This window comes from Thalassococcus profundi (assembly GCF_003344785.1).
GTDB lineage: Bacteria > Pseudomonadota > Alphaproteobacteria > Rhodobacterales > Rhodobacteraceae > Puniceibacterium > Puniceibacterium profundi.
Genome location: NZ_QPMK01000006.1, coordinates 67304 through 79116, shown reverse-complemented (window position 1 = coordinate 79116; position 11813 = coordinate 67304). Strand labels below are relative to the sequence as shown.

General features: G+C 65.3%; 10 protein-coding genes. 5 read left to right on the top strand and 5 right to left on the bottom strand.

The features are described 5' to 3' along the window. The first annotated feature begins 46 nt into the window (after positions 1-46). The 5 genes from DU478_RS10110 (at position 47) to DU478_RS10090 (ending at position 5941) form a co-directional block, all read left to right on the top strand. Positions 47-1147 (top strand): ABC transporter ATP-binding protein, encoded by a 1101-nt coding sequence (locus DU478_RS10110; RefSeq protein ID WP_114510842.1) that lies wholly within the window; start codon positions 47-49, stop codon positions 1145-1147. 3 nt (positions 1148-1150) lie between these two features. Further along, positions 1151-2017: an ABC transporter permease gene (locus tag DU478_RS10105; RefSeq protein WP_114510841.1), complete on the top strand. Its 867-nt coding sequence runs from the start codon at positions 1151-1153 to the stop codon at positions 2015-2017. After that, complete coding sequence (locus DU478_RS10100) at positions 2017-2871, top strand: ABC transporter permease (protein WP_114510840.1); 855 nt, start codon at positions 2017-2019, stop codon at positions 2869-2871. Before DU478_RS10105 ends, DU478_RS10100 begins: the two co-directional genes overlap by 1 nt. 320 nt (positions 2872-3191) lie before the next feature. Next, entirely contained in the window at positions 3192-5306 is a 2115-nt protein-coding gene (locus tag DU478_RS10095; protein ID WP_114510839.1) for a sensor histidine kinase, read from the top strand. Next, positions 5303-5941 carry a response regulator gene (locus DU478_RS10090; protein WP_114510838.1) on the top strand — a complete coding sequence of 213 codons (639 nt, stop codon included), beginning with the start codon at positions 5303-5305 and terminating at the stop codon, positions 5939-5941. Before DU478_RS10095 ends, DU478_RS10090 begins: the two co-directional genes overlap by 4 nt. 4 nt (positions 5942-5945) lie before the next feature. Here DU478_RS10090 and DU478_RS10085 read toward each other — a convergent pair whose 3' ends face one another. The 5 genes from DU478_RS10085 to DU478_RS10065 form a co-directional block, all read right to left on the bottom strand. After that, entirely contained in the window at positions 5946-6926 is a 981-nt protein-coding gene (locus tag DU478_RS10085; RefSeq protein ID WP_114510837.1) for a 2-dehydropantoate 2-reductase, read from the bottom strand. A gap of 121 nt (positions 6927-7047) precedes the next feature. Continuing rightward, a complete protein-coding gene (locus tag DU478_RS10080; protein ID WP_114510836.1) occupies positions 7048-8580 on the bottom strand; it encodes an acyl--CoA ligase in 1533 nt (510 codons plus the stop codon). A gap of 32 nt (positions 8581-8612) precedes the next feature. Further along, complete coding sequence (locus DU478_RS10075) at positions 8613-10130, bottom strand: tripartite tricarboxylate transporter permease (protein ID WP_114510835.1); 1518 nt, start codon at positions 10128-10130, stop codon at positions 8613-8615. A 12-nt stretch (positions 10131-10142) separates the two neighbouring features. After that, positions 10143-10631 (bottom strand): tripartite tricarboxylate transporter TctB family protein, encoded by a 489-nt coding sequence (locus tag DU478_RS10070; protein ID WP_114510834.1) that lies wholly within the window; start codon positions 10629-10631, stop codon positions 10143-10145. Between the two features lie 77 nt (positions 10632-10708). Then, on the bottom strand, positions 10709-11692 hold the full coding sequence (locus DU478_RS10065) for a Bug family tripartite tricarboxylate transporter substrate binding protein (protein WP_114510833.1): 984 nt from the start codon (positions 11690-11692) through the stop codon (positions 10709-10711). Between the last annotated feature and the right edge of the window lie 121 nt (positions 11693-11813).

Genomic DNA, 11813 nt, shown 5'->3' with positions numbered 1-11813 from the left:
GGAAAGGGCACCGTCCGGTGCCCTTTCCCATCCCGCGAGGCATCCCGTGACCACCCACACCCCCGATCTGTCCTGCGTCGACCTCGTCAAGGATTTCGACAGCTTCCGCGCCGTGGATCACGTCAGCTTCGAGGTGCCGCAGGGATCGTTCTTTTCCATCCTCGGCCCCTCGGGCTGTGGCAAGACCACGCTCTTGCGCATGATCGCGGGGTTCCAGTCGCCGACTTCGGGCGATCTGCGGATCAAGGGCAGGTCGATGATCGGCGTGCCGCCCAACAAGCGGCCGGTGTCGATGGTCTTCCAGCACCTTGCGCTCTTTCCCACCATGAACATCGGCGACAACGTCGGTTTCGGCCTGCGCCAGCGCGGCGTCGCCAAACCCGAGATTACCCGCCGCGTCGAGGACATCCTCGCCCGCGTCGGCTTGCCCGGCGTCGCGCAGCGGCGCGTCGACCAGCTGTCGGGCGGGCAGAAACAGCGCGTCGCCATCGCCCGCTGCATGGTGCTCGAACCGGACGTGTTGCTGCTGGACGAACCGCTGGGCGCGCTCGACCTCAAGCTGCGCGAACACATGAAGATCGAGTTGAAGGCGTTGCAGGCCGAGTTCAACACCACCTTCGTCTACATCACCCACGACCAGTCCGAGGCGCTGGTGATGAGCGACAACATCGCGGTGATGAACCACGGCCGTTTCGAACAGGTCGGCCCGCCGCAAGAGGTCTACCACGACCCCCAGACCGCCTTCGTCGCGGGCTTCGTGGGCGAGGCGAACAAGATCGCCGCGACGGTTGCCGCCGTCAACGGCCCGAACCTCACCCTGCGCACCGAGGCCGGGACGGAGCTGAAAGCAACAGCGCCCGCCTCCGGTCTGCAATCCGGGCAGCGCGCCCAAGTCTTCCTGCGACCCGAAGCCATCGGGCTTTCGATGACGCCGGGCGACGCGGGCGAAGACAACGTAAGCCAAGGCACCGTCACCGCGGTTCTATTCAATGGCGCCAACAGTTCGGTCACGGTCGAGGACGCCTCGGGCCATGCCCTGAGCGTCGCCTTGCCGCAGACCGGCGGCTTTGCCGACCTGCGCCGCGGCAGCACGGTCTACACCCGCTGGCACCCCGACAAGGCGCGACTCTACGCGGCGGAGGGCTGAGCCATGGTGTCCGACGGCTCAAAACTTGGCTTCTACCTGCTGCTGGCGCCGATCCTGCTGTGGCTGGCGGTGCTCATCATCCTGCCGCATATCGGGCTTTTCGTCGTGTCGATCAGCGAACGGGTGGGCCCGCGCGAATACGAATACGGGATCGGCAACTACGTCACCTTCTTCGAGGAGCCGCTGTACTGGCGCACCTTCGCGCGCACCGCGATCATGTCCATCGCGGCCACGGCGCTGACGCTGATCCTGGGCTTTCCCATCGCCTATTACATCGCCAAGCTGACGCGCGGACGGACCAAGACCACGCTCTTTCTGATGTGCATGATCCCGTTCTGGGTGTCGGAACTGGTGCGCACCTTCGGCTGGATGATTCTTTTGCGCGAAACCGGCGTGATCTCGAACGCGCTGCAATATCTCGGGCTGGTCGATGGCCCGGTCGAGATGCTCTACAACGACGCGGCGATCATGGTCGGGCTGGTCTATACCTCGATCCTGTTCATGGTCGTGCCGCTGGTCACCACGCTCGACAGCCTCGACGACAGTCTGATCGAGGCGGGCTATGACCTGGGCGGCACCGGGGCGGCGATCCTGCGGGAAATCGTCATCCCCCATGCCATGCCCGGCATCGTCTCGGGCTGCATCGTCGTCTTCATGCTGTCCTTGGGCAACTACCTCACGCCGATCCTGCTGGGCGGCAAGGACAGCCTGTGGTTCACCGGCATGATCTACACGCAGTTCATCACCCGCTTCAACTGGGAGCTCGGCTCGGCCCTGGGCTTCCTGCTGCTGCTGCTGTCCTCGGCGGTGGTCTTCCTCGGGCTCAAGCTGTCGCGGCAGTCCCTTGCCGAAACCATGGGGCGCGCCTGATGATCCCGACGGTGCCGCAGCCCGCATTCGCCAAGTGGTGCTACCGCGCCTACGTGCTGGTGTTCTTCGTCTACCTCGCCCTGCCGCTGACCGTGGTCTGCGTCTTTGCCTTCAACGACAGCGTCTTTCCCTCACTGCCGTGGGAGGGCTTTACCTGGGCGTGGTTCTTCGGCACCGAGGATCCGTTCGTCGGCGTTTTCCACGAACGCGCGATCCTGCGGTCGATCGGCACCTCGGCCTTCATCGCGGCCTGGGTGGCGGGGCTTGCGGTGTTCACCGGCACCTGCAACGCCTTCCTCTTCGTGCGACACAGCTTTCGCGGCAAGGCGCTGCTCTATATCCTCATGCTGCTGCCGCTGATCATCCCCGGTGTGATCCTCGGCATCTCGATCCTGGTCTTCTCCAGCAGTATCGCCAACACGCTCGAAGACGCCACGGGCCTGTGGTTCGACGGTCTTCGGCCCGGTCTGATCCTCGTGATCCTCGGGCAGTATTCCTTCATCACCACCTTCGCGACGCTGGTGATCGCCGCGCGGCTGCAGAAATTCGATCCCAGCCTGGAAGAGGCCGCGCTCAATCTCGGCGCAACGCGTCTGGGGGCGGTCCGGCAGATTACCCTGCCGTTCCTGATGCCAGCGATCGTCGCCTCGGCGGTGGTGGCGGTGCTGATGAGTTTCGAGAATTTCAACACGACGCTCATGCTGGTCGGATCGGACTCGCCGCTGACCATCACCATGTTCGACAAGCTCAAGCAGGGATCGACCCCGGTGCTCAACGCCGTGTCGCTGCTGCTCATCGTGGCCTCGGCGGTGCTGGGGCTGCTTTCGCTGATGTTCCAGAAGCGCAAGGACTGAACCGCGCCCGGACGCGTCACCGGCATCCGGGGTGAAAATTGCGCCCCCTGCCCACTCACGGCACAGGGACCAAAGCAGAGGGCGCAGACCTCGCTAAAATTTCGAGGCATTCTTGTTCCGGACGGTCGAGTCTTGGGCCGGACCGTCCGGCGACGTGGCACGTCACACACGCTAAGCGGGCCGCCACGGGCCGCACACGCGCTGGAGGACACTGCAAACGTAGATTCTTGCCTTGAACCCGCCAATCCCCTGTTCAGGGGAGATTTTTTCCCTCTAATATTTGCAAGATTTGAACGCACGACTGAAAAGGAATTTTCAAAATGACGCCAGGTCGGGTGATCGTCGCAGCCTTGCTGCTCTGTCTGGCGTTCTGCGCCGCCGCGATCCTGTCTCTGCTCGGACGCCCCTATGCGCCGCTTCCTCCGGGCGCCGTTCCGGTGTCGGTCAACGGCGTGGACATCACCGGCGCCGACCTCATCGAGGAACCGGACAAGCTGCCCGACTACGCGGCGCAGCGTGCCTTTTTCGCCCGCCAGAGCGTCCTGGCCGCGGAACTCGACAAACCCGGCGCAGAGGTCGGCTACGCGCTGCCCGGCACGTCTGACACGGCGTCCGTGCCGGTGCGCCCGCGCAGCTTCGGCGATCTGCCAGCGCCGTTCTGGTTCCAGCTCGGCGTCGGCGGGCTGGCGCTGCTGATCGGCGCCTGGATCTTCGCGTTGCGGCCCCGGGACTGGGGCGCCCGGATGTTTGCCCTGACCGGCGTCTGCGTGCCGATCTTCGCCATCGCCGCCTCGGTCTATTCCACCCGGCAAATCGCGCTGCCCGGCGACACCTTCCGCCTGCTCTCCGGCGTCAACCATTTCGGCGCCGGCACCTTCGGGATCGGCCTCGTCGCTCTGTTCGCCATGTATCCGCGCCAGCTCTTCCGTCCGGTCTGGCTGCTGGTCCCAGCCGTCGGCTACGGCATCCTGATCGCCGTTGACCTCGCCCATGCGGCGCCGATCAAGGTGCTGGATTTCGTGGTCATGTCGCAGACGCTGATCGCGCTCGGGCTGGCCATCCTGCAGTGGGTCCTGTCCCGGCGCCAACCGGTCGACCGGGCGGGACTGCGCTGGCTGGTGCTGTCGGTGCTGATCGGCGTGAGCGCCTTCGTCGGCCTGAGCGTCGTGCCCGAAGCGCTGGGCCTGCGCGATTCGCCGCTGCTGCCGCAGGGCTATGCCTTCGGCTTCTTCCTCATTATGCACCTGGGCATCGCTCTGGGACTCCTGCGCTACCGGCTCTTCGACCTCGACCGCTACGCCTACGTAGTCTGGTTCTGGGTCGGTTCGGCGGCGCTCATCATCCTCTTCGACGCGGTGTTCCTGTGGCTGCTGAGCGGCCAGCCCTGGGTGTCGCTGAGCCTCGCCCTGCTTCTGGTCAGCTTCATCTACTTCCCGGCGCGCCAGCTGCTCCTGAACCGGATCATGGCAACCCGGTCTGTGACCCTCACCGACAATATCCCCGAGATCCTGCGCACCGCGCTGGCCCCGGCCCAGGCCGACCGGGAACAGGCCTGGACCGACCTTCTGAACGCGATCTGGTCGCCGCTCGTCATCGACCGCGCCGACCCGGCGCCGGCCTCTGCGACGCTGCGCGAACAGGGTCTCGCGCTGGCCTTGCCGCCGTCGCTGGACGTCGGCGCGCAAGAGATGCGCTATGCCGCGGCGGGGCGGCGGCTGTTCAATCCGCAGGACCGCAAGCTCGCGGATACGCTCTGCGGCCTGGCCGACATCATCCGCGAAAGCCGCGCCGCCTTTGAACAGGGCGTGACGACCGAACGCGACCGCATAAGCCGCGACGTGCACGACAACATCGGCGCGCAGATCCTCAGCGCCCTGCACACCGCCGAAACCGATCGCAAGAACGAGCTTCTGCGCGACACGCTGGCCGATCTGCGCAGCATCATCAACCAGGGTTTCCAGGGCACGTTCACCCTGCCCGAGGTGCTGGCCGACCTGCGCAGCGAAAGCGCCGACCGCCTGCTGTCGCACGGCATTACGCTCGATTGGGACCACGGCGACCCGCCGGACCGCAAAATGTCGTTGGCCGAAGCGAACGCCCTGCGCTCGGTCGTTCGCGAAGGCATGAGCAACGCGATCCGCCACGCCGATTGCTCTCACGTGACGGTGGTGGTGGACCTCGACGACACCGGCCTGAGGCTCGAAATCAGCGATGACGGTCGCGGCTTCGATCCGGCGCAAAGCGGGGCCGGCAACGGGCTTTCCAACATGCGCACGCGGCTTTCCTCGCTGGGCGGATCGATCCAGATCGGGCCGGCGCAGCCGATTGAAATATCCGGCAACGGCGTCGCCACCGCCACGCAGACCCGAAAGCGCGCCGGGACGCGCATTGCTCTGCGGATGCCGATCAGCGAAGGAACCGCGGTCGCCCCATGAAGTCGGTCTTGATCCTCGAAGACCTCTCGGAGACCCGGCGCTGGCTCAGCGCCGTCGTCGCCCGCGCCTTCCCGGGGGCCCGGGTGTCCGAAGCCGGAACGGTGGCCGCAGCGAAAGCGCTGATCGACCGCGAAGTCTTCGACCTTGCGCTCGTCGACCTCAACCTGCCCGACGGCGACGGGCTCACCGTCTTGCGTCACCTGCAACGCCGGGCGCCGCGCACGATGGCCATCGTGTCGACCATCATGGCGTCGGACAGCGCCATCGTCGCTGCACTGTCGGCGGGCGCCGACGGATACGTGCTGAAATCCGAGGATTCCGAGCTGATGGAGCGTCACCTGCATCAGCTGTCGAGCGGTATTCCCGCCCTTTCGCCGGCCATCGCCCGGCGGATCATGGACCATTTCCGCAACACCGGCCCCAGCTTCGAGCCGGCGCAGGATCTCACCGCCCGCGAAACCGACGTGCTTCGGCTCATCGCGCGCGGCATGCGCGTCTCCGAAGCGGCCGCCGCCATCGGCATCGCCGAGACGACCGTGGCCACGCATATCAAGACGATCTACCGCAAGCTCGGCATCTCGAGCCGGGCCGAGGCGGCGATCCAGGCCGCGCGCCTCGGTCTTCTGAACGAATGACCGTTCAGCCGCCGTAGCAGCCGGCCATGCGTCCGCGCAGCTGCACCAGCGCCAGCACAGTGTCGATGGTCGGCGTCGGCGTGTCGGTCAGACGCCCCAGCTCCTGCACCGATCCCACCAGTGCATCGATCTCCATCGGCCGGCCCTGGTCCAGGTCCTGCCACATCGAGGTCCGGTGTGCGCCCACCGCCGCCCCGCCGTCGATGCGCTTTTCGACGTCGATGGGGAATTTCACCCCCAGCTTTTCGGCGATCTCCTGCGCTTCGAGCATCATGCCGCGCGCCACCGCGCGGGTGCCGGGATCGGTGCAGAGCACGTCGAGCGTCGCGTGGGTCAGGGCCGAGATCGGGTTGAACGACAGGTTGCCCCAGAGCTTCACCCAGATCTCGTCGCGCAACCGCGGCCGCACCGGCGCCTTGAGCCCCGCCGCCCCCAGCGCCTTGGAAAGCGCCTGCGCACGCTCGGACTTCGACCCGTCGGGTTCGCCCAGCGAAAAGCGGTTGCCCTCGATATGCTTGATGACGCCCGGCTCGATCACCTCCGCCGCCGGGTAGACCACGCAGCCCAGCACCCGGTCGGGGCCAAAGCCGTCCCACTGCTTGTTGCCTGGATCGACCGACTGGAGCCGCGTGCCTTCCAGATCGCCGCCGATCTTGTGGAAATACCACCACGGCACGCCGTTCACGCCCGAAACGATGGTCGTTTCCGGACCGATCAGCGGCTGCATCTTGTCCACGACGCCGGGCACCGAATGAGCCTTGAGCGTGACGATGACGTAATCCTGCACGCCCAGCTCTGCCGGATCCTCGGACGCGGTCACCTCAACGGTGCTTTCGCCCTCTTCCTCGATCAGCTTCAGACCGTTGGCCTGCATCGCCGCCAGGTGCGGTCCGCGCGCGACAAGGCTCACGTCGGCCCCCGCCTGCGCCAGTTTCACGCCCATGTAGCCGCCGATGGCGCCCGCTCCGAATACGCAGATTTTCATGATGCCGTCCCCTCGGGCGCGGCCTTTTGCAGACCGGCACCCGCTCCTTCATCTTGCCATTAAACTCCCGCCGGAGGCTGCCCGACATTGGCGACAAGCGCAACGCCGGGCGGCCTGTCCCTCAGGCGGGTTCCGTGAGACCCAGCTTTTCCGCCAGACCGATGCGCTGCATTTTGCCCGTGGCGCCCTTGGGGATCTCGTCCAGGATGATGACCTTGCGCGGCACCTTGAAGTCCGCCATGCGCTCTGCCGCGAAGGCGCGGATGTCCTTCTCGGTCGCCTCGGCGCCCTCTTTCAGCACCACCGCCGCGGCGACTTCCTCGCCCAGCTTCGGATGCGGCATGGCGAAGGTCACCACCGTGTCGATGGCCGGATGGTCCAGCAGCACGCCATCAACCTCGAGCGGGCTGACCTTTTCGCCGCCGCGGTTGATGATCTCCTTGAGCCGCCCGGTCAGGTGCAGGAACCCGTCTTCGTCCAGCGCGCCCTGGTCGCCGGTGCGGAACCAGCGCTTGCCCTCGGCCTCGAAGAAGTTCTTCTCGTTGGCCTCGGGGTTACCCTCGTAGCCGGGCGTGACGTTGGCGCCCGAGATCACCACCTCGCCGGTGCCGTCCTTGAGCACGTTCTCGGATTCGTCGGCGATGCGCACCTCGGGTCCGGCGGGCAGGCCCACCGATCCGGGTTTCTGCGTCTCGAACGGGTTGCAGCACATCTGGTGTGCGGCCTCGGTCATGCCATAGGCTTCGATCACCGGCGCGCCGAAGGTCTCGTGCAATTGCGCCATGACCTGGGCGGGCAGGCTCGCCGAAGACGAGCGCAGGAAGCGCAAGGGCACCTCCTTGATGGTCTCTGCGTTGCGGCCGGCGCGGCTCAGGATCGCCTGGTGCATGGTCGGCACGGCGGTGTACCAGGTCGGCCGCGCCTCCTTCATCCAGGAAAAGAACGACAGCGCGTTGAAGCCGGGGCTGCACCAGATCGACGCGCCAGCCGCCAGCGACGCCGACACGGCGGCTACAAGGCCGTGGATGTGAAAGAGCGGCATCACGTTGAGGCAGCGGTCGTCGGATTTCAGACCCAGAGATGCGCCGATGTTCTGCGCCGAGGCGGCGACGTTGGATTGCAGCAGCGGCACGATCTTGGGCCGCGACGTGGTGCCCGAGGTATGCAGGATGAGCGCGACGTCATCTGCCTGCGGCTCCTCCGCCGCGGCTTCGGTACCGGTGTCGCCGTCGGCGCGCAGCGAAAACGACCCCGCCGGTGCATCGGACTGCGCCACCACGCGCAGCACCAAAAGGCCCTGCGCCTTGGCGGCGGCCAGCGCCGGGCCGTCCTCGTCCTCGGCCAGCAGGATCGCCTTGGCCTTCAGGTCCTCGAGGTAGAAGGCGAATTCATCCTCGCGGTAGGCCGGGTTCAGCGGCGCCGTGGTGGCGGCCTGCGCAACGCAGGCAAAGGCCGTGGCCATCTCCGGGCCGTTGGGCAGCACGATGGCCACCCGGTCGCTGCGGCCGACGCCGAAACGGCGCAGGTCAGTCCTGATCTCTTCCGACAGCGCACGCAGCCCGCCATAGCTCAGCCAGCTCTTGCCAGGAGCGCCGATCGCCGGGGCGTCCTTGGGATGTGCTGCCAGAAGCTCTTTGAGAGTGTGCTGCGCCATGGGTCTGTCCTTCTTGATTCATCTGCATTGTCCTACTCCGCTGGAGCGACGGTCTTTTTCCCGGACCGCCTGATATATTTAATCAGTGGCAGCACAAAGAAAAGCGCTGCGATGGCCATGAACGTCCCCGAGATGGGCCGTTCGACGAAGGCAAGCACGTTGCCCTGTTCCGCAATGAGGGTCTGGCGGAAGCTTTTTTCCATGAGGGGACCCAGCACCAGCGCCAGCACCAGCGGCGCCAGCGGGTAGTCCGCCTTGCGCAACAGGTAGCCCGCGACCCCGAACCCGGCAATGAGCCAGACGTCGTGCATTTTCTGGCTGGGGGCGTAACCGCCGACGATGCACAGCACCATGACCAGAGAGCAGAGCACGGTGAACGGCATCCGCAGCGCCCAGACGAACAGCGGGATCAGCGCGATGTTCACAAGTACCGCGGCCAGGTTCGCCGTGTAGAGCGACGAGATCAGGCCCCAGACGAAATCCGGCTGCTCGATGAACAGCATCGGACCCGGCACCAGCCCCCACATCACCATGCCGCCCAACAGCAGCGCGGTGGTCGGCGAGCCTGGAATGCCCAGCGTCAGCATCGGCAGCAAAGACCCGGTGGAAGCGGCGTTGTTGGCCGTCTCGGGCGCGGCGACGCCTTCGATCTCGCCCTTGCCGAAATTCTTGCCCTTCTTCGAGATGCTCTTGGCCACACCGTAGGACATGAGCGCCGCGGGCGTTGCCCCCGCCGCCGGAAGCATGCCCACGAAGAAGCCCAGGAACGATCCCAGCGACATGGTCTTCCACAGCCGGTTCATCTCGCGCAGGCCATGGCCCAGTTCGCGCATCGTGATCTTGGCCGCGGTGACTGTCGGTGCGGTCTTCGACGTCTCGATTGTGTAGAGCACCTCGCCGATGCCGTAGACACCGATGGCCAGCACGAGGAAGGAAATTCCCGAGTAGAACCCCGGCTGGTCGAAGAAAATCAGCCGCGGCTGCCCCGAGATCAGGTCGAGCCCCACGGTCGACAGCACGAGCCCGAGGCAGATCATCACGATGGTCTTGAGCACGTCATCGCCGCCCAGCCCCACGAAGGTGGTGAAGGCCATGAGCACCAGCGCGAATTCCTCGGCCGGACCGAAGGCCAGCGCGATATCCGCCAGCGGCACGGCGAAAAGGGTGAACAGGATGACCGAAATCGTGCCGCCGACGAAGGACGCCACGGCCGCCGCGATCAGCGCCAGCCCGGCCTTGCCCTGCTGCGCCATGGGCCTGCCGTCGAATGTGGTCGCCACGGCGGTCGAGGCGCCGGGGATGCCCAACAGGATCGACGACACCGCCCCGCCGTACATCGCCCCGTAATAGATCGCCGCCAGCAGAATGATCGCCGAGTTGGGCGGCACGATGAACGTCAGCGGCAGCACGATGGCGACGCCGTTGACCGACCCGAGCCCCGGCATGGCACCGATGAACAGACCGGCGGTCACGCCGATCAGCACGATCATCAGGTTGAGCGGCGACAGCGATGTGGCAAAGCCATCGGCAAGATGGGACAGAAGCTCCATGGCGCCGGCTCCTCAGAAGAACATTGCGTAAAGCGGGAAGAACAGCGGCTCGGTGATGCCCTTGGGCAGCAGGATCTTGATCGTCACCTCGAAAAAGAAGAACAGGAAGATCGGCGTGGCGATCACCAGGCTCAGGGTCAGGACCCAGCCATGGCGTCCGAAGATCTTGAGATACCAGAACAGGAACAGCGGGATCGCGATATAGGAACCGAGGATCGGCATCAGCGCGATGGTGACGACAAGCGCCGCGATCACCTCGAGCACGGGTCGCAGCATCGACATGTCGAAAAAGGTGCCCGCCCGCGCATTGGTCTTGAAACTGCGCAAGAAAATACCCGACGAAGCCAGCAGCATGATCGCCGACAGCCAGAACGGGAACCCGCCGCCGCCCGGGCCGCCGGTGGTGCCGTTCCAGCCGATCGGCAGTACGGTGGCATGCCACATGAAGTAGAGCGATAGCGCCATCAGGGCACCGGCGATCACGCGATCTGCGACGAGCATGAGAAGAAATGCCTTTCGTTTGACGGTCTGTGTGCCCGGGGCGGTCGCGCCGCCCCGGACGGATCAGGACAGGGCGATCAGGAGGATTCGCCCATCGCACTCAGCAGTTCGGCATGCTTTTCGCGTTCGGTCAGGAAGTACTGCTGCAGCTCGTCGCCGGTCAGGAAATCCCGGTCCAGCGCCTCGTCCGCAGTGTATTTCTGCCATTCCGGCAGCTCGTTCAGCTTGGAAAACATCTCGGTGTAATAGGCCACGGCCTCTTCGGGCATGTCCGGCGGCGCCACAAAGGACCGCTGCATCGCGTAGACCAGGTCATGGCCTAGCTCGGTCATGGTCGGCACGTCCGGGAAGGCCTCGATCCGCTCGGGCGTGAAGGCCGCAATGGGAACGGATTTGCCAGCGTTGTAGAAACCCATCTGCTCGGACGGGTTGTTCACGGTCGAATTGACATGGCCTCCGACCAGGTTCTTGGCCACGTCGCCGCCGCCTTCGAAGGGCACGTAGGTCATCGAGAGGCCGAATTCCTTTTCCAGCATCGCGGTGACAAGGCTGTCCTCGGCGCCGGTGCCGGTGCCGCCCATCTTCCAGTCCTTGCCGGCCTCTTTGACCGCCGCCACGTATTCCTCAAGGTTGGTGATGCCGCTGTCGGCGCTGACCCAGAGCACAAATGTGTCGATGGCCATGCGCGCGATCGGCGTGAATTCTTCGATATCGACGCCGATGTCGGTGCGCAGCGGCGTGGTGTAATAGCTGTTGAGCGTCGCCATGATCACATGCGGATCGCCGGACTTGTCCTTGAGGTAACGCAGCGCCTCGGCGCCGGACCCGCCGCCCTTGTTCACCGGCAGCATCGGCATGTTTGACAGGTTCTCTTTCTGGATCATCGACTGGAACAGCCGTGCCAAACGATCCGCACCGCCGCCTTGGCCGGCCATGATGACCATTTCCACGGGCTTCATCGGCTTCCAGCCTTCGGCCAAGGCCGCGCCGGTCGTTCCGGCCAGCAGCGCGGCGGATGCCGCCAGCGCCAACGTAACACGCCGTGTCAAAGTGTTTTTCATGTTAAGACCTCCCTGGTTGTGAATGCGAACCTCTGTTGCGGCTTATTCCGCTTTCCTCTCCTGGCTCTGGTTGAGACATACCTCTGCGCAATAAAATTTCATCTCAAATCAGGTAAGCGTG

Coding starts and splice junctions, on each gene's coding strand:
- DU478_RS10085 (WP_114510837.1), bottom strand. CDS start 6,926: ATGAAAATCTGCGTATTCGGAGCGGGCGCCATCGGCGGCTACATGGGC.
- DU478_RS10065 (WP_114510833.1), bottom strand. CDS start 11,692: ATGAAAAACACTTTGACACGGCGTGTTACGTTGGCGCTGGCGGCATCC.
- DU478_RS10100 (WP_114510840.1), top strand. CDS start 2,017: ATGATCCCGACGGTGCCGCAGCCCGCATTCGCCAAGTGGTGCTACCGC.
- DU478_RS10080 (WP_114510836.1), bottom strand. CDS start 8,580: ATGGCGCAGCACACTCTCAAAGAGCTTCTGGCAGCACATCCCAAGGAC.
- DU478_RS10105 (WP_114510841.1), top strand. CDS start 1,151: ATGGTGTCCGACGGCTCAAAACTTGGCTTCTACCTGCTGCTGGCGCCG.
- DU478_RS10095 (WP_114510839.1), top strand. CDS start 3,192: ATGACGCCAGGTCGGGTGATCGTCGCAGCCTTGCTGCTCTGTCTGGCG.
- DU478_RS10075 (WP_114510835.1), bottom strand. CDS start 10,130: ATGGAGCTTCTGTCCCATCTTGCCGATGGCTTTGCCACATCGCTGTCG.
- DU478_RS10070 (WP_114510834.1), bottom strand. CDS start 10,631: ATGCTCGTCGCAGATCGCGTGATCGCCGGTGCCCTGATGGCGCTATCG.
- DU478_RS10090 (WP_114510838.1), top strand. CDS start 5,303: ATGAAGTCGGTCTTGATCCTCGAAGACCTCTCGGAGACCCGGCGCTGG.